Origin of the sequence: Ruegeria profundi (assembly GCF_020171505.1) — a bacterium.
Taxonomy (GTDB): Bacteria; Pseudomonadota; Alphaproteobacteria; order Rhodobacterales; family Rhodobacteraceae; genus Ruegeria; species Ruegeria profundi.
Genome location: NZ_JAIUZS010000014.1, coordinates 1 through 25,409, shown reverse-complemented (window position 1 = coordinate 25,409; position 25,409 = coordinate 1). Strand labels below are relative to the sequence as shown.

Annotated in this window: 18 protein-coding genes; 2 read left to right on the top strand and 16 right to left on the bottom strand. The window is 56.4% G+C overall.

The genetic code is table 11. From position 1 onward, the window contains the following. Window positions 1-99 precede the first annotated feature (99 nt). Entirely contained in the window at window positions 100-918 is an 819-nt protein-coding gene (locus LCM21_RS20580) for a sulfotransferase family protein (RefSeq protein WP_224892248.1), read from the bottom strand. A 141-nt stretch (window positions 919-1,059) separates the two neighbouring features. Here LCM21_RS20580 and LCM21_RS20575 point away from each other — a divergent pair, with 141 nt between their 5' ends. Next, entirely contained in the window at window positions 1,060-2,637 is a 1,578-nt protein-coding gene (locus LCM21_RS20575; protein ID WP_224892247.1) for a DUF5928 domain-containing protein, read from the top strand. Window positions 2,638-2,672: 35 nt separating this feature from the next. On the opposite strand, the gene amaB is transcribed toward LCM21_RS20575, so the two are convergent. The 12 genes from amaB to LCM21_RS20515 all read right to left on the bottom strand — a co-directional run bounded on the left by amaB (window position 2,673) and on the right by LCM21_RS20515 (window position 18,576). After that, window positions 2,673-4,184: an L-piperidine-6-carboxylate dehydrogenase gene (amaB, locus tag LCM21_RS20570; protein ID WP_224892246.1), complete on the bottom strand. Its 1,512-nt coding sequence runs from the start codon at window positions 4,182-4,184 to the stop codon at window positions 2,673-2,675. A gap of 3 nt (window positions 4,185-4,187) precedes the next feature. Continuing rightward, window positions 4,188-5,294 (bottom strand): saccharopine dehydrogenase family protein, encoded by a 1,107-nt coding sequence (locus tag LCM21_RS20565; protein ID WP_224892245.1) that lies wholly within the window; start codon window positions 5,292-5,294, stop codon window positions 4,188-4,190. A gap of 308 nt (window positions 5,295-5,602) precedes the next feature. After that, complete coding sequence (locus LCM21_RS20560; protein ID WP_068338408.1) at window positions 5,603-7,312, bottom strand: ABC transporter ATP-binding protein; 1,710 nt, start codon at window positions 7,310-7,312, stop codon at window positions 5,603-5,605. A 4-nt stretch (window positions 7,313-7,316) separates the two neighbouring features. Beyond that, on the bottom strand, window positions 7,317-8,267 hold the full coding sequence (locus LCM21_RS20555; RefSeq protein WP_224892244.1) for an ABC transporter permease: 951 nt from the start codon (window positions 8,265-8,267) through the stop codon (window positions 7,317-7,319). Beyond that, complete coding sequence (locus LCM21_RS20550) at window positions 8,264-9,241, bottom strand: ABC transporter permease (protein ID WP_068338404.1); 978 nt, start codon at window positions 9,239-9,241, stop codon at window positions 8,264-8,266. The genes LCM21_RS20555 and LCM21_RS20550 overlap by 4 nt, the downstream gene beginning before the upstream one ends. 89 nt (window positions 9,242-9,330) lie before the next feature. Then, entirely contained in the window at window positions 9,331-10,896 is a 1,566-nt protein-coding gene (locus LCM21_RS20545) for an ABC transporter substrate-binding protein (RefSeq protein WP_224892243.1), read from the bottom strand. A 104-nt stretch (window positions 10,897-11,000) separates the two neighbouring features. Next, window positions 11,001-12,578 carry an ABC transporter substrate-binding protein gene (locus LCM21_RS20540; RefSeq protein WP_224892242.1) on the bottom strand — a complete coding sequence of 526 codons (1,578 nt, stop codon included), beginning with the start codon at window positions 12,576-12,578 and terminating at the stop codon, window positions 11,001-11,003. Window positions 12,579-12,726: 148 nt separating this feature from the next. After that, the gene (locus tag LCM21_RS20535; RefSeq protein ID WP_224892241.1) at window positions 12,727-14,010 is read right to left on the bottom strand and encodes an amidohydrolase family protein; all 1,284 of its coding nucleotides are present in this window, start codon (window positions 14,008-14,010) and stop codon (window positions 12,727-12,729) included. An 8-nt stretch (window positions 14,011-14,018) separates the two neighbouring features. Next, entirely contained in the window at window positions 14,019-14,960 is a 942-nt protein-coding gene (locus LCM21_RS20530; RefSeq protein ID WP_224892249.1) for an ABC transporter permease, read from the bottom strand. Then, on the bottom strand, window positions 14,960-16,033 hold the full coding sequence (locus tag LCM21_RS20525; RefSeq protein WP_224892240.1) for an ABC transporter permease: 1,074 nt from the start codon (window positions 16,031-16,033) through the stop codon (window positions 14,960-14,962). Before LCM21_RS20525 ends, LCM21_RS20530 begins: the two co-directional genes overlap by 1 nt. Beyond that, window positions 16,030-17,547 carry an ABC transporter ATP-binding protein gene (locus LCM21_RS20520; RefSeq protein WP_224892239.1) on the bottom strand — a complete coding sequence of 506 codons (1,518 nt, stop codon included), beginning with the start codon at window positions 17,545-17,547 and terminating at the stop codon, window positions 16,030-16,032. The genes LCM21_RS20525 and LCM21_RS20520 overlap by 4 nt, the downstream gene beginning before the upstream one ends. A 39-nt stretch (window positions 17,548-17,586) precedes the next feature. Then, a complete protein-coding gene (locus LCM21_RS20515; RefSeq protein ID WP_224892238.1) occupies window positions 17,587-18,576 on the bottom strand; it encodes a BMP family protein in 990 nt (329 codons plus the stop codon). Window positions 18,577-19,036: 460 nt separating this feature from the next. Here LCM21_RS20515 and LCM21_RS20510 point away from each other — a divergent pair, with 460 nt between their 5' ends. Continuing rightward, entirely contained in the window at window positions 19,037-20,203 is a 1,167-nt protein-coding gene (locus LCM21_RS20510) for a nucleotide sugar dehydrogenase (RefSeq protein ID WP_224892237.1), read from the top strand. 65 nt (window positions 20,204-20,268) lie between these two features. Here LCM21_RS20510 and LCM21_RS20505 read toward each other — a convergent pair whose 3' ends face one another. The 3 genes from LCM21_RS20505 to LCM21_RS20495 form a co-directional block, all read right to left on the bottom strand. After that, window positions 20,269-21,717: a mannose-1-phosphate guanylyltransferase/mannose-6-phosphate isomerase gene (locus LCM21_RS20505; protein ID WP_224892236.1), complete on the bottom strand. Its 1,449-nt coding sequence runs from the start codon at window positions 21,715-21,717 to the stop codon at window positions 20,269-20,271. 305 nt (window positions 21,718-22,022) lie between these two features. Beyond that, window positions 22,023-22,868 (bottom strand): hypothetical protein, encoded by an 846-nt coding sequence (locus LCM21_RS20500; protein WP_224892235.1) that lies wholly within the window; start codon window positions 22,866-22,868, stop codon window positions 22,023-22,025. 73 nt (window positions 22,869-22,941) lie between these two features. Then, on the bottom strand, window positions 22,942-24,465 hold the full coding sequence (locus LCM21_RS20495) for a galactosyltransferase-related protein (RefSeq protein WP_224892234.1): 1,524 nt from the start codon (window positions 24,463-24,465) through the stop codon (window positions 22,942-22,944). Window positions 24,466-25,409 lie beyond the last annotated feature (944 nt).

The following is a 25,409-nucleotide window of genomic DNA, read 5'->3' as shown; positions in this document are numbered from 1 at the left end:
CGCCGCGCTGCGCGCGGCGCCCGGCCCAACCAGAGAAGATGTCTCGCCAGAGACATTGACGATGGGCGGGAGCGCCCCGGCCTGTTGGGGCAGACTAGATCAATCGCCCAGTTTCGCGTGGATCTCGTCCAGGTCAATCTCACCCACCGGCATCTTGTTTGCCGGGTTTTCGAAATCGTATCTGAACAGCTCGAAATCCTGTTTGTAGATTTCATAGACCAGGTGCATCGACAGATCGTCGAAATAATCCTCGACCGGATGCGCGCGTTTGGGGCCGTGCCCTTCGGATTCATTGAATCGCGGGATTTCGGACAGGGTCACGGGATGTGGGGTTTCCAGCGCATCAAGCACGCCCTGCATCCCATCGTTGAACTTTTCGGTCCAGAAAATTCGATCGTATCGCCCGCCGTTCACAATGAAAGTGGAAACGTGACCCGACATGGCCGACCAGTGAATGTCGGGATCCATTGGCCGACGCCAGCGGATCGTATCCCGCGCAAACAGCAGGAACCGGCGAAAGCTGGCGATCTGATCGAATTCTCCCTTGCCGTCGTCTCCACCAACTTCGATCCCGTAATTATAGATCAATGTCGGCACCAAATTGCCACGATACCGGCTGCCATTCCGCTGAATGCCGCAAATCTTATCGAAGAATGAGCTGAGTATCCGCGTGTAGGGATTGCGCACACAGGTAAACGAGTACGACGTATGTTCGCGCACAGTTTTCGAAATCAGGTCCTGGCTGTCAGCAAAGGCCCATTTGTGCAACCCCTGCGTGGCGTCGTGAATGTCCCCGTCGAAAAATCGGCCATGATCCGAGTAGTACATGATCTGGCCAATGGTCGAGCAGGCACATTTCGGCACGACCCTATAGATCATGCTTTCACTTTCGGTCATCCAAACACCGGGAAAACCCATCTGCTGTGCCTCCTCAACGTGTAGGAACTCGCAACGCACTTCTGCTCTGGTTGCCAAAGAACCAAAATTAATCTGTTTATTCAATCGCTCATCCTCAGTATCAGGGTGTAAACAGGCAGAAACGGACATCGCAGACACAAGATGGCAAGGATTGCCTATATTCTATTGTGCCATAAAGACCCTGACGCGATTGTTGCGCAGGCCGAGCAGCTGACGGCCGCAGGCGACTGCATGGCGATACATTTTGATGCACGGGCCAGTACGCAGGCCTATGACCGTATTTTTAGTGCACTGAAGGACAACCCGAATGTGGTTTTTGCCGCCAAGCGTGTAAAATGCGGCTGGGGCGAGTGGTCCCTGGTGCAAGCAACCCTGAATGCTTTGCAGGTTGCGGTAGAAGCGTTCCCAAGGGCCACGCATTTCTACATGCTGTCCGGTGACTGCATGGCAATCAAAACCGCCGAGTATGCGCATTGGTTTCTGGACCACAACGAAAGGGATTTCATCGAAAGTCACGATTTCTTTGCGAGCAACTGGATCAAAACCGGCATGAAAGAGGACCGGCTGATCTATCGCCACTTTTTTAATGAACGCACTCAGAGCACGTTTTTTTACGCCTCATATAGCCTTCAGAAACGGTTTGGGCTGAAGCGCGACATTCCGGCTGATCTTCAGGTTATGATCGGCAGCCAGTGGTGGTGTCTGCGCCGCCGCACAATTGAGATGATCCTCGATTTCCTGCAAAAGCGCACGGACGTGATCCGGTTTTTCTCGACCACATGGATACCGGACGAAACATTTTTCCAAACCCTTGTCCGTCACCTGATTCCCAAGGAAGAGATCGAGAACCGCACTCCAACCTTTCTGATGTTCTCAGATTATGGAATGCCGGTGACCTTCTACAACGACCACTATGACATGCTGCTGGGGCAAAACTACCTGTTCGCCCGTAAGATCAGCCCCGAAGCGTATGAGTTGAAGGACCGGTTGGGCGCGCTTTATGCCAGCGAAGGGGTCGAATTCAAAATCTCGGATGAGGGGCGAAACCTCTACAGCTTTCTGACCGGACGCGGCCGCGTTGGCCGCCGTTTCGGACAACGATTCTGGGAGGCCGGCAATACGTTGGGGTCTGAGCGTCAGATACTGCTGATCGCCTGCAAGAAATGGCATGTGGCCAAGCGTCTTGTTCATCAAATCAGGTCCGAGACAGAAATCCCCTGCATCGAATATCTGTTCAACGAAGAGGGTGCGCCCCTGCCCGATCTGGGTGGTATCGAGGCGACGCTGGAGAAACGCTCGCGCCACCGCCGGGCGGTCCTGCGAATGCTGTTCGACCATTTTGGCGCCAGCAAGCTGGTGCTCTGCGTCGATCCCGCCAATCTGGATATCATTCAGGATTTCTGTGCCGACCAGGCCGAAACGCACGTGCTTGAGATCGAGTGCGAATATTCCGACGACTACCTGATCGGACATGCCCGCCGGGTTGGTCTGGCCGGTGAAAACAGCCCAACGGAAACTGTGGCCCGCCTTGTGCCCGCTTTGCGCAACGCGTTGGCCCACGAATCCGAGTTGATCCGGGCGGCAGGTTTCAGTGGATACTCACTTATGAGAGAAACCAACACAAAAGCCGAGAACGGGGCGGCGATAGCCGAGTTTCTTGGTGTGTCGAATGAACAGGCAAATTCCGTCCTGCGGCTGGACTACTTGTTCGCGGATTGATCCGGCGGCACTTGTCGACGCCGCCGGACCGTTGATCAGATATCGAACTTCACGCCCTGCGCCAGCGGTAGTTCAGCGGAATAATTCACCGTGTTTGTTTGACGTCGCATATACGCCTTCCATGCATCAGACCCGCTTTCGCGCCCGCCGCCAGTTTCTTTTTCGCCGCCGAACGCGCCTCCGATCTCGGCCCCTGATGGTCCGATATTGACGTTGGCGATACCGCAATCTGACCCGGCGGCGGTCAGGAACTGTTCGGCCTCACGCATGTTCAGGGTAAACACACACGAGGATAGCCCCTGCGGCACGTCATTTTGCATCTCGATCGCGTCGCCGAAATCGTCATACCCCATGACGTAAAGGATCGGGGCAAAAGTCTCGGTCTTCACCACCGAGGTTTGATCCGGCATCTCGACGATTGCAGGCTCCATGTAAACGCCGTCCGGAACACCTTTGGTCACGCGATTGCCGCCAAAGACTTGTCCACCTTCGGCCTCTGCAGCTTTCAGTGCAGCGGTCATCGCTTCACCTGCGGCTTCGTCTACCAGGGGACCGACCAGCGTGCCTTGGTCCAGCGGGTTGCCGATGGGCAGACCGGCATAGGCTTTTTTCAAGCGGCTCAGCAGCTCTTCTCGTATCGCGTTATGGACGATCAGGCGGCGCAGGGAAGTGCACCGCTGACCAGCCGTCCCAACGGCCGAGAACACAATCGCCCGCACCGCCATTTCCAGATCGGCCGATGGGCCAACGATCATGGCGTTGTTTCCACCCAATTCCAGAATGCACTTGCCGAACCGCTGCGCCACGACCGGTGCAACAGCGCGGCCCATACGGGTGGATCCGGTGGCAGAGATCACGGGCACGTCTTCGCTGGCCACGAGCGCCTCGCCCAGCGCGGCACCACCGATAACCGTTTGCAGCAGATGGTCGGGCGCATCGCCAAACCGCGCCAGCGCGCGTTCGAATATCTTCTGACACGCCATGGCCGTGAGCGGAGTCTTTTCGGACGGTTTCCAGATCACCGTGTCACCACAGACCAGCGCAATCGCCGCATTCCATGACCAGACCGCAACCGGGAAATTGAAGGCCGAGATCACACCGACCGGACCCGTCGGGTGCCATGTCTCCATCATCCGATGACCCGGACGCTCGGAAGCTATAGTCAGACCATAAAGCTGGCGCGACAGACCAACGGCAAAGTCGCAGATGTCGATCATCTCCTGCACTTCGCCCAAACCTTCGGATGTGATCTTGCCCGCCTCCCAACTAACCAAGGCACCAAGGTCATCTTTGGCAGCGCGCAATTCTTCACCCAGAAGGCGGATCAATTCTCCGCGGCGAGGGGCCGGAACCGTGCGCCATGCCTTGAAGGCCGCCTTGGACCGGGCAAAAACAGCCTCCATCTCGGCTTCGGGCGTTTGATGCACCTCGGAAAGGATACTGCCGTCGATGGGCGAGGTCACTTTGAGCGTACCGCCTGTAAGCTCGGCCTTGGACAGGTCCAAATTGGCAAGTGTGGTTTGCGCAGTCATCACAATGTCTTTCATATCTCAGGCCGCCTTGTTCTGATTGGTTTCGTCACCGGCGCGATACAGCCGGCCAAATTCGGTGTTGAGAAAGTAGGGCAGTTTCACTTGTTCCTGTCGAACAAACCCTTTGGTGGGCATGGACCCCGTCCGCATCAGGTCAACGACGCCCAGAACGCCAGCGGCGGTGGTGATCTGAATGGCGCTCCAGACCTGCCCGTTAAGGGTACGCGCAAAGGATTTGTTGATCAGGGATTTCTCGCGCAGCGCCCCGTCGATGATGCCCTTTGCGGTACAATAAACCAGAACCACATCCTGATCCGTGCGCGGCAGGGCGGTTTCAAAAATATCCTTCAGCAAATCGCGGCGGCGCTCCAGCCCCAGATCCTTGAGCAGCAGCTTCAGGATATCGCAATGCCCGGGATAACGGATCGAGCGATAGGACACTGCGCGCGCCTTGCCTTCCAGCGTTTCGGGCAGCGTGCCCAAACCACCTGACGTGTTAAAGCATTCATACTCCACCCCGTCGTGGCCCAGCACCTCATAGTCTTCCAAAGGTGCGGTCTTTACACGTTCGCCATTCACAATGGCGTCGCAGGGGTTGCAGTATTCGTTAATCAACCCATCCGTGGACCACGTCAGATTGTATTTCAACGCGTTGGTCGGATACAGCGGCAAGGCACCTACCCGCATGTGCAGACTGTCAAGCTCATCAAATTCATCCGCCAGGGCGGCCCCTGCAATTCCAACGAAGCCCGGCGCAAGGCCACATTGTGGCATGAACGCTGTTTCGCTGTTTTCGGCCAAAGCGCGCACGGCATTGGTGGCGGCCACGTCTTCTGTCAGGTCGAAGTAGTGTGCGCCTGCGGTCTTCGCCGCCTTTGCAATTGTTGGCGTCAAAAAGAACGGAGCAGCCGAGATTACCGCATTGTACCCCTCCAATCCTTGGGCTAATTGCGCTTCATCCCCCACGTCAATCTGCCGGGTTGCAATCCCTTGTTTGTTGAGAATCGCCAGCGCAGCCAAATCCCGATCGGCAACCGTGACCGAGTAATTGGATGATGATTGCAGCAGGCTGGCGATCATCTGACCGATTTTACCTGCCCCTATGACACAAATGCTCCAGCTCAAAACGCGCCTCCTTTTTTGGTTTCTCAAAAGTATGAGGCTTGGGCTGTTCGAACCGCAGGGTCATTCTTGACGAAAGCGTCGAAAGTTACGTCATTATGCCGACCAATTCGGCGAAATGTCGGGAGCAGATAAAGATGGGCATGCGCAACGCAAACCTCTAGTATGCCGAGGCAAAAGCGAGACTCTAACTGAGGTTTGTTCCCCGAACACCCGCTTTTGGAGCCCTAAAGCGTGTAGCAGAGCCCACATGATGGCAGGCCGCGCCCAAGCCATGAACAAAGTTGGGGGCCGCCATATGGACCGGCGGCCTAACCCTCGGCGCTGAGTCCCTCGGTCGACAGGTCGTCCAATCGCGGCATCAAGCGAAGCAACTCACTGGCATATTCGGTCTGCGGATTGGCGAAGAGGCTGTTGGTCTCTTGCAATTCCACAACTTTGCCCTGTTTCATCACTGCGACCCGGTCGCACATCTGGCGCACCACGGGCAGGTCGTGACTGATGAACAGAAGGGTCAGGCCCAGATGTTCTTGCAAATCCTTCAGGATGTTCAGGATCTGCGCCTGAATCGATACGTCGAGGGCGCTGGTCGGCTCATCACAGATCAGGAAACGCGGTTGCGTGGCCAGCGCGCGGGCAATCGAAATTCGCTGACGTTGACCGCCCGAGAACTCATGCGGGTATTTCAGCCCCGCCTCATGTCCCAGCCCTACCTGATCCAGCAGCTCATCAACGCGGCGCTTGATATCGGCGCCGTCCATCAGACGGTGATGGCGGATGGGTTCAGCCACAATATCATCCACCCGCATACGCGGATTAAGCGAGGAATACGGGTCCTGAAAAATCATCTGGATGTTCTTGCGATAAGCATCCAAAGCCGCCCGGTTTTTCAGGTCGCTCACCACCTGCCCTTCGAACGTGATGGTTCCGCCATCCACCGGATACAGCCCCGCGATCATCCGGGCGACCGTAGATTTGCCCGAGCCGGACTCGCCTACGACACCAAAAACTTCACCCGCACGAATATCAAAACTGACCTGGTCCACTGCCGTGAAATAGGTGCGATCCCAAGGCAGCAGACCTTTGCGTTGCAGGAATTTCTTGGTCAGGTCGCGAATCTCGAACACCGGCTTGGAGGTGTCGTTGTCAACCTTCGGCCAGTGGCGGGCCATATCCTCGATCGCGAAGCGCGTCTCACGCCCGCCATAGCTGATCTGCGGAAAGCGATGCAGCTTAAGCGTAGGGCGGGGTACAGCAGCAATGAGCGACTTGGTGTATTCATGGCTGGGACGCCCCATGACCTGAGACGTCGGGCCAGTCTCAACGACCTTGCCCGCGTACATGACGGTAACTTTGTCGGTGGTGTCCGCGATTACACCCATGTCATGCGTAATCAGGATCACGCCGACCTGACGTTCGGTCGCCAGTTCCTTGATCAGATCCAGAATCTGCGCCTGAACTGAAACATCCAGCGCCGTCGTCGGCTCATCCGCGATAATCACATCCGGCTCAGTACACAGCGCCAGCGCAATCACCACGCGCTGCCGCATCCCGCCTGAGAATTGGTGCGGGTACTGATCCAACCGCGTATCGGGGTCAGGGATACCCACCCGGTCGATCAGGTCACGGGCGCGCTTGTTCGCCTCGGCGTCCGAACCGCCCAGATGGGCCTGTATCGTCTCCACCAACTGCTCACGCACCGTGAACAGCGGATTCAGCGATGTCAGCGGGTCCTGAAAGATCATCGAGATTTTCTTGCCACGCAGCCCGCGCATCGCCTCGGCGTCCAGACCGCTGATCTGTTCACCGCTCAGCTTGATCGTGCCGCTGGCGATACGGCCGGGCCGATCCAACAAGCCCATGATCGCGGCGCCGATGGTGGATTTACCAGCACCGGATTCGCCCACCAGACCGTGGATTTCACCGGGTTCGACCGACAGATCCACGTGGTCCACTGCAGTAAACAGCTGGCGGCGTGTCGGGAATTCGACTGTCAGGTCATTGATCGTCAGAAGGCTCATGAAATCACCGCAGCTTGGGGTTCAGCGCGTCGCGCAGCCAGTCGCCCAGCAGGTTCACAGACAACGCAAGCGCCAGAAGGGTGCAGGCCGGGAAGAACAGAATCCACCACTCACCCGAGAACAAGAAACCTTGTCCGATACGGATCAAGGTTCCCAGTGACGGCTGGGTCGGCGGGGCGCCGACACCAAGGAAGCTGAGCGTTGCCTCGGCAATGATCGCCAGCGCCAGCGAGATCGTGGCGATTACCAGAACCGGGCTTAGCACGTTTGGCAGGATATGGCGGAACATTATGGGGATCGACCCGCGCCCGATCAGGCGGGCGGCTTGCACATATTCCTTGTTCTTCTCGACCAGCGCAGCACCCCGTACCACGCGGGCGAATTGCACCCAGTCGGACAGCGCGATGGCGATGATCAGTACATAGATTGCCATTTCATTCCGGTATTCAGGCGGGGTCACGCCCTTGGCGATACCAAAGATCAGCATGGCCACCAGAATGGCCGGGAAGGTCAGTTGGACATCCGCGATACGCATGATGATGGTTTCGGTCCAGCCGCCAAAGTAAGCGGCCATCAGCCCCAGGATGACGCCAATGATCATCGCCAGAAGAACAGCCGAAACACCGACGAACAGCGAAATGCGCATGCCGTAAAGGATGGTCGAGAATACATCCCGCCCCTGATCGTCGGTACCCATCAGGAATGTCTCTTGCGTGAATGCGTTCGGCGTCCTCGGGGGCGTAAATCCGTTCATCAGGTTCAGGGTTGCCGGATCAAACGGGTTATAGGGCGCAATCAGCGGAGCGAAAATCGCCGCCGACGCCAGTACAATCACCACAAGCGACGCAATGATCGCCACAGGCGAATGTCGAAACGACCACGCGAAATCGCTGTCCCAGAATTTGGCGAAACGCGATTTGGGCGCGGCTGTCGGGGTTTCGATGGTATCGGTCATGTGGCCCTCGCGTCGACACGCAGGCGCGGGTCAATGGCATAGTAGAGAAGATCGACAATCAGGTTGATCGTGACGAACATGACCGAGATCAGCATCAGATAAGCGGCCATGACGGGGATATCGACGAACTGGATCGCGTTGATGAACAACAGCCCGACACCGGGCCACTGGAACACCGTCTCGGTAATGATGGCAAAGGCGATGATCGAGCCCAACTGCAAGCCCGTAATGGTGATCACCGGCACCAACGTGTTCTTGAGCGCATGGCGAAAGTTGATCACCCGGTCCGACAACCCTCGGGCGCGGGCGAAGCGGACGTAATCTGCGCGCATCACCTCAAGCATTTCCGACCGCACCAGCCGCATGATCAGCGTCATTTGATACAGACCCAGCGTGATCGCGGGCAGGATCAGTGCCTTGAGCCCCGAGGTCGTCAGAAACCCCGTGGACCAGTTTCCAATCATAACGGTCTCGCCCCTCCCGAAGCTGGGGAGGAGGTCGAGCTCAACCGAGAATATGTAGATCAGCAAGATGCCGATCAGGAAGGTGGGCAAGGATACTCCGATCAGGGACACCGTCATGATGACATTCGCCGCCACCCCTTGTCGTCGGATCGCCGTGAATACACCTAACGCGATTCCCAACGTGATCGCGAGGACACCGGAGACAAAGGCCAGTTCCAACGTCGCGGGCGCACGCTCGGCTATGATGGTGGAAACCGGGCGGCCCTGCCGATAAGACACACCGAAATTGCCCTGTACCGCGCCTTGCAGGAACTTGAAATACTGCACCGGGAATGGTTGATCCAACCCAAGCTCGGAACGCAGGCGGTCGATGTCGGCCTGTGTTCTTTCCTGACCCAGCATGTTGTCGATCGGATCGCCGACAAAGCGGAACATCGAAAATGCTACCAGACCCACGACCAGCAGAACGATCACGGATTGGAACATCCTTCGGACAATATATGCGAACATTCACTTTTCCCCGTTGATCTGTCTGTCTAGGCCAGTGCTGACCAAGTGGTCAAGTTATCGCCACCATCCAGACGTCACGTTCCCGCCAATTAGTTAACCGTCACCCAGCGCAGCAGGAAGAAATTGTCCGGGCGTTGTGTCAGATCGATATTGCTGCGCGTCCCCCACAGCAACGGTTGGACATAAAGCGGCACATATACCTGTTCATCCTGAATGATCTGCGCGACCTCATCCAGCATTGCCTGCCGTTTTTCGGCGTCCAGCTCTGATTGGATCAACGGCAGCACCTCGTCGATCCGTTCATTCGAGAAACCGCCGAAGTTCCAGCTGCCCAGCTTTTTCTCTTCGTTGGGTGTTGCGACCAGGAACCTCACCGGATGTTCCGCATCAAACGTCCCCGGGCTCCAGCCCAGCAGGTACATGTCGTAATTGTCCTCGCGCAGCTCGGGCCAGTAGTTGCGGACTGGCATGGCGTCCAGCTCTGCAGTAATCCCGATCTGTGCCAGCATGCTGACGACAGCCTGGCAGACCGCTTCATCATTCAGGTAGCGGTCATTGGGACATTTCAAACCGAAAGAGAATCCATCGCCATAGCCTGCCTCGGCCAGCAGAGCCTTGGCGGCGTCGATATCAAAGGCCGGGCGTGCGGCATTTGCCTGCGAATACCCGCTCATCGCCGGACTGACGAGTTGCGAGGCTGCTTCGGCATTCCCACGCATGATGGTGGCGAGGATTGCATCGACGTTCACGGCATGCGCTACGGCCTTTCGTACGCGCGGATCGCGGAACGGGTTCGGTTTGCCCTCATCCTCGGTGTATTTCAGCGTCTCGGCCTGATGATCAAATCCCAGCATGATCACACGCGCCTCAATGCCCTGAATGACATCAACACCGTCGCTGCCCTGCAAGCGTGCCACGTCCTGAATTGGCACCGGGTTGATCATATCCACGTCACCTGACAGGAGGGCCGCAACGGCGGTGGCGGGGTTCTGGATCGGGGTAAACTCGGCGCGGGTGATGTTGTGTTCGGTTTCACCCCACCATCCTGCGAACGGCTCAAGAACCGTGCGAAGCCCCGGTTCGCGCGCGGTTACTTTGAATGCACCGGTGCCATTGGCGTTCAGCGTGGCATAATTTCCCGTTTCCTTGTCGGGCACAGTGGCGTTATTGGCCTCGGTCCAGCCTTGATCCATGATCATCCAGTTGGCGATGGACGACGGAAACAGCGGGTTCGGAGCGGTGGTCAGAAAATCGACGGTATAATCGTCAACGACCTTCACCTCACGGATCGGAGCGAACCAGCTACGGGTATCCGCCGCCTCGCCCGAGGCGCGCTCATAGCTGAACAGAACGTCCTGCGCATCAAATGTGCTGCCATCATGAAAGGTCACGCCCTGACGCAGATTGAACCGCCAGCCTTCGCCGTCACCGATTGGTTCCCAGCTGACCGCAAGGGCTGGTTCCACCTGCATGTCCTTATCCCGGCGTACAAGCCCTTCGTAGACGTTGTTAAGAAAGCCAAGAACCGGGGCAGAGTTAACCGCGTGCGGGTCCATCGTCTGCGGATCGGTTGTTGAGGCCCATTTGAACTCGGCGGCCTGAGCGCTGGTGGCGATGAGCATCGCGAGACCAACGGCACTGTTTCTGAGGATCATGGCGGAACTTCCCTATGTGCCCCAAACCGGGGCGTGGTCTTGAAGGGTAACACAAATGGCAGGGCGCGATGATCACGCCCTGCCATATCACTGACTCTGAGTGATTAGTTTAGGGTGAAGTACTTAATCTTGGGCGAATCTTCCGGTTCGACCACAGTACCCACGTTTGACTTCATGCCCCAGTTCAGCACCTGGTGGTGGATTGGGATGTACAGCTGTTCGTCCTGAACAACCTGCCAGATCTCAGCGATCTGCTTGTCACGCTCAGGCAGGTTGGTTTCCGACGCCAGCGCAACGATCTTGGCATCCAGCTCCGGGTTGCTATAGCGCGTACCGTTCCACGAGCCGTATTTTTCACCCTTGGTGTGCGCCAGGAAGTTGAAGATATATTCCGAGTCGTAGGTCGGAACGCCCCAACCCAGCATGTAGAAGTCGGTTTCCAGGTTGTTGATCAGCGGGAAGTGCTGCGCTTTCGGTTTGGCATCCAGGTTCACGGTGATCCCGATCTGCGCCAGCATACCAACCGCAGCCTGACAGATCGCCTCATCGTTGATGTAGCGGTCATTCGGGCAGTCAAGCTGAATGGAGAACCCGTCCGGGTAACCAGCCTCGGCCATCAGGGCTTTGGCACCTTCTATATCGGTGGTCGAGCTGTCCATCTCCTCATTCCAGCCATTCACAAACGGCGGAGCGATCATACCTGCCGGGGCCGACTGACCGCGCATCACGACCTGCTTGATCGCGTCGCGGTTAATCGCCTGGGACATGGCCCGGCGCACGCGAACATCCGACAAGGGGTTCTTGCCTTCGACATTGTCGTTGGCCAGGTCCGCATCCCCCATGTTCATGCCAAAGAAGATGACACGGTTCTGCGGCGCGGTGCGGACGTCCAGACCGTCGGCGCTGGCAACACGCTCAAGGTCTTGCACGGGCACGTCCTGAATGAAATCGACCTCACCCGACAGTAAGGCGGCAACGCGAGTGGCTGCGTTCTGAATCGGAGTGTAGATGATTTCGGTCACTTCCAGCGGGAACTCATCCTTACCCCAGTAGTTTTCATATGCTGCCAGAACGGTTTTCACATCGGGTTCGCGGCTGACCAGCATGTAAGGTCCGGTGCCGTTGGCATTCTTGGCCGCGAACGTGTCTTCGCCGCCCTCGTAATCCTGAACCTTGACGGCGTTGTTCGCCTCGGCCCAACCTTTGTCCATCATGAACATGTTGGTCAGGTTGTTGGGCATGATCGGGTTCGGACCGTCGGTCTCGATCTCGATCGTGTATTTATCGGTCGCGCGCACCTCTTTCACAGAGGCCAGCAATTCCTTGTAGTCGGAATCCGGTGTTCTGGCGCGGTCCAACGAAAAGACAACGTCTTCGCTGTCAAACTCAGCACCGTCATGGAAGGTCACACCTTCGCGCAGTTTAAACACCCAGATATTGGGATTGTCTTCCGAGGGCGCCCATTCTGTGGCCAATGACGGAACCAGTGCGCCGGAATGGTCGCGCATCACCAGCGTTTCCATGATTTGGTGCGCCAGCGCCGAGGTCGGGCCTTCGTTCTGCGCATGCGGGTCCAGCGTCAGCGAGTCACCCGCCCGCGCCCAGCGCAAAGTTTCAGCAGACGCGCTTGCCGCCATCAACGCAGTGGCGCTGGCAGCAATCATCAGGTTTCTTAGGATCATTATAGTCTCCCCGGTTTATTGTTAGCGCCGTCATTGCAACGGCCGGCCGCTTGCTGCGGCCGTAGTAAATCCGATCATCCAGATCAGTTCAGCAGTTGCAACACTAGATTGTGTTTGAAAATGAAGACGCGGGGGAAAATACCCCGAATCAACTGAATGGCACCCGCGCCTCGTCCAGGGTTTTTGTCCCATTAGGCAGGCTCAGGTCGCATGTGACCGGGTTTGACCGCGCAATGATGCGCCCCTTGCGCACAACAGCCAGCCGATGCGCGCGCAGCCGGATCGCTTCAATCCTGTCGCTGGCTTGCAGCAGAACGAAATTCGCCGCGCATCCTTTGGCAATGCCATACCCCTCTAACCCCATGATCCGGGCAGAGTTTTCGGTCACCGCATCAAAACACCAGCCCATGTCTGCCCGACTGGACAACTGCCCGACGTGCAACCCCATAAAGGCGACATCCAGCATGTCAGCCTTCCCCAGTGAGTACCACGGGTCCATGACGCAATCCGAGCCAAAGCCAACGGTGATCCCGGCATCACGTAGTTCACGCACGCGGGTCTGGCCCCGACGTTTGGGGTAAGCGTCATGCCGACCTTGTAACATAATGTTGATCAGGGGGTTCGGGATAGCATGCACCCCGGCCTCAACCAACAGCGGAATCAGCTTTGAGACATAGTAGTTATCCATTGAATGCATGGACGTGAGATGCGATCCCGCAACCCTGCCATTCAGACCCAAACGTTGGGTTTCATAGGCCAAAGTCTCGATATGGCGGCTCAGCGGATCGTCGCTTTCGTCGCAATGCATGTCGACCATCAACCCACGCTCAGCTGCGATTTCGCACAGCAGGCGCACGGACTCGGCCCCATCGGCCATGGTACGCTCAAAATGCGGAATACCGCCCACCACGTCTACACCCATATCCAGGGCGCGGATCGTGTTTTGCATGGCGGTAGGGTCACGCAGCACCCCGTCTTGCGGGAAAGCGACCAGTTGCAGGTCCAGATAGTCCTTCACCTGTTCCCTGACCTCAAGCAAGGCCTGCACGCCCTTGAGTTCGTCATCGCAGGTGTCTACGTGACTGCGGATTGCGCCGATACCCTTGGCCACAGCCAGCTCGCAATAGCGCAAGGCGCGGGTGATGATATCGTCAACGCTCTGGATCGGCTTCAACTCTCCCCACAGCGCAATGCCCTCCAGTAATGTGCCGGACACGTTCATGCGCGGCGTGCCCAGCGACAAGGTCGCATCCATGTGGAAATGCGGGTCTACGAAAGGTGGAGAGACCAGTTGCCCCCCGGCATCCATAACCTCTTGCGCCTCGGCGGTGATCGATTGCTCAACCGCAGCGATCTTGCCATCCATGCAGGCGATATCCAACCCGGTCTGTCCATCAGGCAAGGTGGCGTTTTTTACGATCAGGTCGAACATGCAGGCTCCTATCTTTGGCCTTTGAACCAGGGGGTAAGCAATGCGCGCGGATAATCCGCCGACCGCGCCGCAACGACAAGAGCGATAATCGACAGGATATAGGGGGCCATCAGGAATACCTGGCCGGGCACCAGCGCGCCGATCTCGGTCTGCAGACGCACCTGTAAGGCATCGAACGCGCCGAACAGCAGGGCACCCAGCAGCGCCTTGCCCGGTCTCCAACTGGCAAAAATCACCAGCGCGATGCAAACCCAGCCGCGCCCGTTGACCATACCGAAGAAGAACGCGTCAAACGCGCTCATCGTCAGGAATGCCCCGCCCAGCGCCATAAGGGCCGATCCAGCAACTATTGCGCCAATCCGCAACCCGTAGACCGATAAACCTTGCGCGTCGACACTGTCGGGGTTGTCCCCGACCGCCTGAACAGCCACGCCCAGCGCGGTGCGGTTCATCACGTACCAGACCACAGCCACCAGCAAAAGAGCCAGCCACGTCAACGCGGTTTGCTGAAACAAAACAGTCCCTAAAAAGGGCAAATCGGACAGCATCGGCAGATCCAGCGGCTGAAACGGCTCAATCCTTGGTGGCGAGGAAACATTCGGCAGCGCGGTTCGGTACGTATAGTAACTAACCGATGTGGCAAACAGCGTGATCCCCAGGCCCGAAACGTGCTGCGACAGTCCAAGTGGCACCGTCAGAATGGCATGCAGCAGGCCGAAAAAAGCCCCGGCCAGCGCCGCGACCAAAACGCCACCCCACAGCCCCGCGCCAAGCCAAACCGCCATCCAGCCACACATCGCGCCGACGACAAAGATACCCTCAATCCCAAGGTTCAGCACGCCCGCCCTCTCGCAGATCAGCGCGCCCAAGACACCAAAGATCAGCGGCGTTGCGATGCGCAGCGAAGCGGCCCAAAAGCTTTCGGATAGTAGGATGTTGAGAATATCCATCATGACGCCGCCCTCGTGGTGCTAGCCCGCACGACCCGGTATCGAGCGAAGAAACCGCCGACGAGCACGCAGAGCAACGAAACTGATACAACCAGATCAGCCAGAAAGGATGACACGCCCATGGCGCGGCTCATGCTGTCAGCCCCGACAAAGACGGACGCAATGAACAACGCCGCGATCACCACGCCTGCAGGTGACAGACCCGCCAGCATCGCCACGACGATTCCCGTGTACCCAAAGCCGGGGGACAGGTCCGATGTCAGGTAGCCTTTCAGCCCGGCGACCTCACTGACACCGGCCAGACCGGCCACACCGCCCGATAGAATGGCAACGCCAAATAGCGAACGTTTCACATTGATCCCGGCATGGCGCGCGGCGGCTGCGTTTTCCCCCACGGCCCGCAAACGAAAGCCCCAGACAGAGCGCGCCAGCATGAATTGAGCCAAACCAGCCAGCATCAGAGCCAAAATCAGCCCGGAATGAACCCGCATCCTCTCGATCAACGGGGGCAGCATTCCCTGATCCAGAACCGGGGCAGATTGCGGCCAGCCCAGGCTCATCGGGTCTTGCAGCGGGCCTTCTAGCATCATCTGCACAAAGATCAGAATGATGAAATTCAACAACAGCGTGGTTACAACCTCATCCGCGCCGAAGCGCGTTTTCAGATAGGTCGGGGCAACCATCCCCGCCGCACCAGCCGCTGCACCCAGGACGACAATCAGAGGCAGAAGCAAGAGGCCGGGCACATCCAACACTCCTGATCCAATCGCCACGGCGGCCATCGCCCCCAGGTAAAGCTGCCCCTCGGCACCGATATTCCACAGTTTGGCGCGAAACGCCAAAGCCGCGGCCAAACCGGTAAAGATCAGTGGCGTAGCGCGCGTCAGAACTTCTGAAAACGCAAAAACTGAGCCAAAAACACCCTTGTACATCTCGCCATACGCCTGCATCGGGTTTGCCCCGGCGGCCAGCAAAGGAATAGCAGCGAAGGCCAGTGCGATCACGGCAGACAGGATCGGGACACCCACTGCGAAAGCGCGCGACTGTGTCTGGCGCGGCTCAATACGGATCATGCCGGTTCTCCTGCCATCATCAGCCCGATCTGTTCCCGATCGCGACTGGGGGCCTCGTGCAATTCGCCGTCGCGGATCACCATGATCCGGTCGGCGAGGCCCAAGATTTCATCAAGGTCTTCAGAAATCAGCACGACACCCGCGCCGCGCGCGCGCGCCTCAAGAAGGCGACGCCCGACTTCGGCCGCAGCCCCCATATCGAGACCACGCGTTGGTTGGTTGGCAAGGATCAGGCTGGGGGAACGCTCAAAAACACGGGCTAGGATGAGTTTCTGGATGTTGCCGCCAGACAACAGGCGTGCTGGGGCATCCACTCCCGGTCCGCGCACGTCATAGGCCTTGGCCAGACGTTCGGCGTTGTCCTGTATCGCCTCGCGCCGCAAAAGACCGCGCGACTGCACATCAGGGTCATCCAGCTGCTCGATTATCATGTTTTCCGCAACACTCATCGCCCCGACAATGCCTTCGTGGTGACGGTCTTCGGGAATGCGACCAACACCTGCTCGCACCATCGTTGTAGGGTTTGGGGCGTCAATTTTGGCTTCGTTTACCTTAATTAGACCCTGTTCAAGCACAGCTGTGCCTGAGATCACGTTTGCCAGCCCGGTTTGACCATTTCCTGACACCCCGGCAATTCCCAGGATTTCATACGCATGCACAGTCAGGTTTAGTCCGTTAAGTGTATCGCGCTTTGAACGGCCCGCGACCGAGATGTCAGACAACGTCAAAACCGGTGCGCCCGGAGCCATCTTGGTGCTTGCCAGTTCCGGAGTGTCGGCACCAACCATCATGCGGGCAATGGATTTCTCGTCCGCCTCCGACGTGGCCATCTCACCCACGTTCCTCCCGTGGCGTAGAACGGCGATCCGGTCGGAAAAAGCCAGAACCTCACGCAGCTTATGGCTGATGAAGATCACCGAGAGACCCTCATTCGTCATCATGCGGATGTTTTCAAACAGGGCGTCGGCTTCTTGCGGGGTCAGCACAGCCGTTGGTTCGTCCAACACCAGAATCCGCGCCCGCCGGTACAACGCCTTGAGGATCTCGACCCTTTGCCTTTCGCCTACGGACAGTCGCCCAACACGCATATCCAGCGGCGCATTCAAACCACTTTGCGCCATAATAGACTCGATTTTTCGCCTTGCGGCACGTCGATTGCGGCGTATTGCGAACAGGGGTTCGGACCCCAGCGTGATATTATCCAGAACCGAGATGTTTTCGGCCAGTGTAAAATGCTGGTGGACCATGCCCACGCCCGCGGCGAGCGCGACTTGCGGATGCCCCAGAGGCAGCGGGTGTAGGACACCCGCCTCATCCGCGACCTCGATCGTGCCTGAATCGGGCAGGTAATGCCCGAACAGCATATTCATCAGCGTGGTCTTGCCCGCGCCGTTTTCACCCAATAACGCCAGAACCTCACCCTTTTTCAGAGTCAGGCTGACATTGTCATTGGCGATGACCGGACCGAACCGCTTGCTCAGCCCGTTAAGCTTTAGAACTGTGGAGTCTTTCATTGGGACTGCGGGCCGGTGCGATGACCGGCCCGAAAGCAATCAATTGTCAGAAACCGGTCGGTCGTCGTTCACGTTCACACGAAACAAACCGTCCAGGATCTCGGCTTGGCGGGCATTCACCGCCTCGATGACTTCGGCTGGAACAAGTTCCTCATCCACAACAAGTGAGCCACCGCCATAGCCCATAAAGCTGTACTGGCCGTAATCTGCTGCTTCGAATGACCCATTGGCAACATTGGCAATGGCCTTGTCGATTGTTGGCTCCATATGCCAAAGGGCAGATGCCATGATCGTACCCGGATAGTCACCCGAAGTGTCGATGACGTTGCCCACTGCTTTTACACCACGCTCCACCGCCGCGTCCGAAACGCCAAAACGTTCGGCATACATTATGTCAGCCCCCGCATCCATCATCGCGATGGCGCTTTCCTTTGCCTTTGGCGGATCATACCAGCTGTCGATGAAGGTCACCAGGAAGGTAACATCCGGGTTCACCTCACGCGCGCCATCCATGAAGGCGTTCATCAGACGGTTCACTTCGGGGATCGCATAGCCGCCGACCATACCGATAACGTTCGACTCAGTCGCCGCCCCGGCCACCATACCGGTCAGGTAAGACGGTTCGTGGATCCAGTTGTCAAAGACCGAAAAGTTAGGCGCCACCGGTCCAAAGGACGAACCCATCAGAAACGCGGTGTCGGGATAGTCCTTTGCCACGTTGCGTGCCGCGCGTTCCAGGCCAAAAACCTCGCCCACAATCAACTGAGCGCCCTGTTCGGCATATTCACGCATGACCCGCTCATAATCCGTGTTCGCGACGTTTTCTGAGAACACGTATTCGATGTCGCCCCTCTCGGCTGCGGTGTTCAGAGCCTTGTGAATGCGGCTGATCCATTGCTGTTCAACCGGCAAAGTATATATCGCCGCCACCTTGACGGTTTCTGCCGCCGCCAGACCGGCGGAATACAAGGTGGATATTGCCGCGGCCGCAGCCAGCAGCATTCGTCTTGAAAATTTAGCTTTTTTCATAACACTCTCCTGTGTGGCGAGATGGCAGCATTTTTCGTCTTTTCAGTCAATTTTTTCATATGATGCCCAACCAGTTTGAGCGTGGCTGCAGCGCCGCCGGTGGAATTATTGGCACAAAGGCAGACTGTCCAGACGCAGGACAGCCTCGCATTGCATTGGCCCCCAATCGATTGTGATCGACACAATCTGTGGTAGTATGATGACAAGAAGTTTGACAACCGGTTTTTGCTCATCAGTTTCGGCGCAAAGTTTTTGAGGGTTGTCGACACCGTTCATCACAACGCCGATCAATGCTGCCGTGAATTGATACATCCAACGGGACACCGCCCTATAAACCCGCGTGCGACAAAGGGTCGAGCCGAATAATCGCCCTGAATTGTTTCAAGAGCTTATCAGACAGTAAAAACATGATTATGGTCGGGCCGGGTGTTAGGGTTCTGGTTACACAAGGAACAGCGATATGAAAATCGCGATCGCCGGTATCGGCTATGTCGGCTTGTCCAACGCGGTGCTGCTTGCACAAAACCACGAAGTGGTGGCCCTTGACGTATCTGATGATCGTGTGGCCCTTATCAACCAGCGCCAGAGCCCCATCCAGGATGCTGAAATCAAAGATTTTCTGAGCAATCGCACGCTCAACCTTTCGGCCACTACAAATCCAGAAACTGCCTATGTCGGGGCGGACTTTGTCGTGGTCGCTACACCGACCAACTATGATCCGCGCAGCAACTATTTCGATACCAGCTCGGTCGAGGCGGTGATCGAACAGGTTACGGCGCTGAACCCTGGTGCTGTGATCGTGATCAAATCGACCATCCCCGTCGGCTTTGTTACTGAGGCGCGTGCGCGGTTCGGAACTGAAAATGTTATTTTTTCGCCGGAATTTCTGCGCGAAGGCCGCGCGTTGTACGACAACCTGCATCCCAGCCGGATTATCGTCGGTGAACGGTCTGACCGTGCCAGAGTGTTTGCCGACCTGTTGGTAGAGGGGGCCTTGGACAAGGACGTGCCGGTTCTGTTCACGGGTCCGGATGAGGCCGAGGCAATCAAGCTCTTCGCCAATACCTACCTTGCGATGCGCGTGGCCTTTTTCAATGAGCTCGACAGCTACTCTCTGGCCGGTGGGATGGATCCACGCCAGATCATAGAAGGCGTCAGCCTCGACCCGCGGATCGGTACGCATTACAACAACCCGTCTTTTGGTTATGGCGGCTATTGCTTGCCCAAGGACACCAAGCAGTTGCTGGCAAATTACAATCACGTCCCGCAGAACCTGATTCGGGCCATCGTCGATGCAAATCGCACCCGCAAAGATTTCCTCAGTGATCAGATCCTAATGAAAGGTCCGAAAACGGTTGGCATCTATCGGCTTGTCATGAAGGAAGGCAGTGACAATTTCCGTCAAAGCTCAGTTCAGGGCATCATGAAAAGGATCAAGGCCAAGGGCATACAGGTTATTGTTTACGAACCGGTACTGTCGACGGAGCATTTCTTTCACTCACCCGTGATCCGCGATCTTGATGCCTTCAAGCAGCAGGCGGACCTGATCGTCGCCAACCGCCTTTCGGAAGAGATAAGCGATGTGCAAGATAAGGTCTTTACCCGCGACTTGTTTGGCGCGGATTAAAGAAATTGCGTGCGGCTAGTACACAAAACCCCACCAACTAAAGTCTAGCTGCAGGATTTGACCCGTTAGCCTTTCGCGCCCTGACCGCGTGCGTATTTGTCTTCGTAGCGAACGATGTCATCCTCACCGACATACACGCCGGTCTGAACCTCGATCAGGACCATCGGAACCTTGCCGGGGTTTTCCATGCGGTGGACAGCCCCGAGCGGGATATAGACCGATTGATTCTCGGTCACCAATTGCTGCTGATCATCGATGGTTACGCGGGCTGTCCCTTCCACCACGATCCAATGCTCTGACCGGTGGAAGTGGCTTTGCAGACTGAGCGACGCACCGGGGTGCACGTGAATGCGTTTCACCTGAAACCTCTCGCCGACCACAAGGCTTTCGAACCACCCCCAGGGGCGGTGGTCTTTCGGGAAAGCGGTTGCCTGCGGCGCGCCTTTTTTCTTAAGGGCAGTCACGGCTGCCTTCACGTCCTGCGCACGCGAAGAGTCCGCCACCAGAACCGCATCATTCATTGCCACCGCGATGATGTTGTCCAGACCAATGCCCACCAGTTCCAACTGATCGCTGTCCGACCGCAAAAGCGAGTTCTGACAGTCGATCGCTGTCGCCGCGCCGCCGGTCACGACACCATCGGCATTTGGCCCGCTTTCACGCCAAACCGCGTCCCAGCCGCCGAGATCGGACCAGGCCGCATCAAAAGGGACAACGGACAGGTTTGTTGCCTTCTCCATCACTGCGTAGTCAATCGATATATCCTTGGCCTGCCCCCAAGGGTCCGGGTTCAGACGCAAAAAGCCCAGATCGGGTTTGGCGGTTTCAACGGCCTCTTCTACCGGAGCCATCAATTCCGGTGCATATTCCCGGAAAGCGGCGATCATGTCAGAGGCACGGAACAGGAAAATCCCGGCATTCCATTTGAAATTCCCAGCCTCAAGCATCTCGGTCGCGCGCGCCAAATCAGGTTTTTCAACAAACTGCTTCAAAGGAACAGGCGATCCACTACTGTCGGGCGTGGTTGCCAACTCAAGATACCCGTAAGCGGTTTCCGGATGCGCCGGAGTAATACCAAATGTGACCAACTGCCCTTGCGCGACGGCTTCCATGCCACGTGCGACAGCGGCCTGAAATGCCGCAACGTCCGGCACGACGTGATCAGAGGGTGCGACCAGCAGCACCGCTTCAGGGTCTTTGGCATGGCTGTGCAACGCGGCAGCCAAGACCGCCGGAGCGGTATTGCGGCCTTCGGGTTCGATCAGAATGACGCCGGGATCAATACCAACGGCCTGCAATTGCTCGGCGACGATGAATCGGAAATCCGAGTTGGTCAAAACAGTGGGCGCTGAAAACTGGAGCGTTTCGGTTGTGCCCGAAAGACGGCGGGCAGAGGCCTGAAAAAGAGTTTCATCCCCCACAAGCGGTACAAACTGTTTGGGATAGCTTTTCCGGGACAGCGGCCAAAGACGTGTTCCGGACCCTCCGCACAGGAGGACAGGAGTGATCATCATGATAAGCTCGAAACCTGACGTATATTGTACAGGCCCTATTGGATGTGACTTGAAGTTACAATATTGTGCTCCGCTTCAATTTGAAAAAGCAAGCATAACGACAGAATTGCACCGGATCGGCCCTGAAGAAGCGCCCCTTCAGTGTTGTTCTGTCAGAAATCCAGGTTCGTTAATATCCTAGCGGACCGCGCGAGAAACGACCACCCGGCTTTGCGTCAACGGACCCGAGCGGGACGAGATCGCGCCGACTTATGTAGAGACCTGTGAACCGGGTTGTTTGCGCTTTTTTAGGCACAACGATCTAGCTATTTAGCTTTCATTCGACGCTTGGTTCGCCGCTGCAAACGCCACAGATCACCCCAATACGAAATCCGCCAAGGAGAAAAAACCGCGACTTGCCACCAGCTGCGGCTTTCCTGAAAAAGTTTCTTTTCGTACTCTTTCTTCGAATACCGTTTGGGTAAAGCAATATGGATATTTGAGCGGAACTCTCCGGACACGCCGGGCGCGTCGGGATTGGTAGAACCCGAATTTAATGACAATAGCGCGCTTGTCTGTAATGCCAACTGGCGTTGCAGACTAATCTCGAACAACGCGGGGTGGACATAATCGACAACCGAGTTGAGGGTATTGCCGTCAACGTCCAGCCAAGCGTCGCCCAACGCGGAATTGGTAAAAACAATGGTGCTCTGCAGCGTGTCCCAATCGCTGTAGTAACTATCCCATACAGCAGGGCGGACAACGTCACGCAGAATGAAGCCTTCGGCGAGAAACAGCATGGCCCAAAAGCTGGGCCACGAGATCAGCAAATCCTGAACATTCTGCTCAGCAGCGGGAACCGGCGAGAAAACCACTATGTCCGCTCGTTGCGTTAGAAGACTTACGCTGTGCTCTGCTTCGCTCAGGCTGTTTGCGGGAACACCTTTGGTAACATGGACAATTCGCACACTATTTTCGGCAACATTATCACGATCCGTCTGCGTAAACTTGCCAAAGGTGGTGTGCGATACCTGTTCTATAGCGTTCTGCTGATAGGCCGCGCACCAATCCGAGTGATGCCTGCCGTCCAGAACAATAACTTCACTCACCGGTTGTTTAATCGCTGAGATAACTTTCTCAACGGCTAAGCTCCTTGTTTCATTGTCGTTCATTTATATTTTCACTCTGGCAGTTTTAACAGTACGCATTGCTACTTTAACGGATGTCCTTGAAATTTTGACTATATTAAAAGTGCTGCCCCGAAATTTCCAAACGTTGATTTTCGGACATTGAATGCGCAATTTCTGTAAAGGAACTCCAATTGCTGCCCAATAAAACCGGTGCGCGCGACAGCAATATCACGTCTGCCAGTGCAAATTTAAGCTGCATTTCTGATCGGTCATACACCGTCCTTGGTAAGCTGGTTACCCGATCACCATACTTTGCGTTGAAGGCGCCGTAGGATTCCGAGTTGTCCGACGCGAGGAAAATTGTCAGGGTGCTTTCCTCCTCCAACAATTCATCCAGGCGCTTAAAGAAATACCCATAGTGCGATCGGCTACGGGCCCGCCTGGAAATCTCGTCTTCTGAACGCGACCAATCGCCCGGTACATCCCCATGAGGATCGGTTGACGCGCCCCCGTTCATACGCACATGCACAGCAATGTCGTTTGGGCTGCGCACCGAGTCGATGAGCGTTTGTACGTCCGCGCTCGGCTTGAGCGTGCGCAGAAACTCTCTTTCAATTGGGTCGTAGGGTTTGCCAAATGTAAACCTGTAAGCGGACCGAATGACCACATCCCGGTTTGTGCGAACCAAAGAGTTAGGATCAAATGCGTCACGAAACGCTTTGTTCATCAGGTCGACTTCGACAGTGTCTTCAGCGGTGCTCTTTCGGCTATCTTCGACGGTGCCATCAAAGTCGAACAACGAGTCAAAGCTGCAATCACAATGTTCGTCACGGACCCATTGGATAATCAATTCCCGGTCCTGAACCTGCGCGAACGCATAGGCCGAGGCGATCGCGCGTAGCCGGTTCCCCAACCCATGCTGGGCATCCAGAATAAGCCTAGGCCTGTCAATTCGGAGCCCGAGCGGGGCGGTAACTTCACTGGTTTCCTCAACAGGTTGAAGGGACTGGTTGCTGATGGCGGCAACGGCGTCTTTCAGCGAACGCGTCATAAGGGCATAATCGACGACATCTGGAGACACCGTGACGGCGACGCCGCTGAAGGCATCTTCAATCGCGCTGACGGCCGCTATGGCACGTTCGATGCGTGTGCCAATAAGGTTTGTGTCGATTCCGTAAGGGTGACTCCGCCTTAGCCTCAGTTCGCGACGGGAGTCGCCAAGGACGCGAAAAGCGGTCATCGGGCAACTTGCATCCCAAGGCGCACACGAAGACGCGTACTGCCTGTTCAGGGCGATCCAGAACTGGGGAAAGGTCTGTATCTCGTCCCAACCGGTCAGCGGTTTGCATTTCGGGTGTTCAATCCGTCGCAGGTCAGAGTGGTCGATATGCCTGATCGTATCGGGGTCGACGTCTTTCCTTTGAACACCGGCCTTCGTCAGTCGCTCATACAAGTCGTCATCGTCCCACCCATAGGTTACGATCCGTTCGTTGAACCCATTCACAGCTAGAAGCGCATCGCGCCCAACAACAAAAAAGCCGTTCACGTGGCTCTGTCCGGATTTAGCCTGCCGCCAGTTTCCGGCGGTTAACCGTGCTGTGTCGGTCGGGTTTAGTTGAAAGAAACCAGCATCAAGCATGATGTCGCTGTCAACTTTTATGATCTTATCCCTGCTCGCCGCTCGAAAGCCCAAGTTATACGCGTGGGATAAGATCCAAGTGCCCTCATCCTCTACTCGCAAAATTCGTATACGCGCGTCTTGAATTCCGGCTTGGTCAAGAGTGATCGAAACCGGAATCCTTGAACTCCAATCTACGATGATAACTTCGTCAATTTCCGGATGAACCAACCATGTTGGCAGGGACTGAGCGAGGTGGTCATTTCTGTTCATACAACATGTAACGACCGAAAAACCGGGGGCGATGCTGTTGTCCGGCTTGTATTCATCACCGGCATCTTCGTATTTTGGTAAGTTACCCCAAGTTTCTGGTCGGTTACGTACCTCGTTATACAGAGAGGAAATAGCGGCGGATGACTTGGCATTGCGCGAAGATAGTTGTGATCTAAACAAACTGCGAAACGTCTCGCCTTCCCGCGCTGCTAATGAGTCGTTATCAGATGCGAGCGCATCGCTAAAGCTTGCAACAATTTCTTTCGATGTCTGCATCTGATTTCCAGTTCAAGTTATTTTTCGTAACGCTCTTCTTCATATAGTGATGTAGCTTATTACTATCACTTTCGAATGTTTTGTTACAACAGAGGCACGGAGCATATATTTGCGTGCGCATGTCAATGTTCAAAGCAATATCTATCAAGCATATACGTCAAAAACAGTGGAAATGGGCGACTTAACGCCGGAATGCCCACGCAATAGGCTTCAGAATCTGTTATCAACAAAGCGATGCAAAATCGAACGACAGCCGCCACTTTAGTTGGATGGTGAACAACTTGCGATGGGGGGCGCTGCGCTGGCAGCAATGATTGATCTGTCCCAGAATGAACAAAACCGCCCTGCGGCGGCTTGTTCGAGACTCTGTTCGACCATGGTGGTTGCGGGAGCAGGATTTGAACCTGCGACCTTCA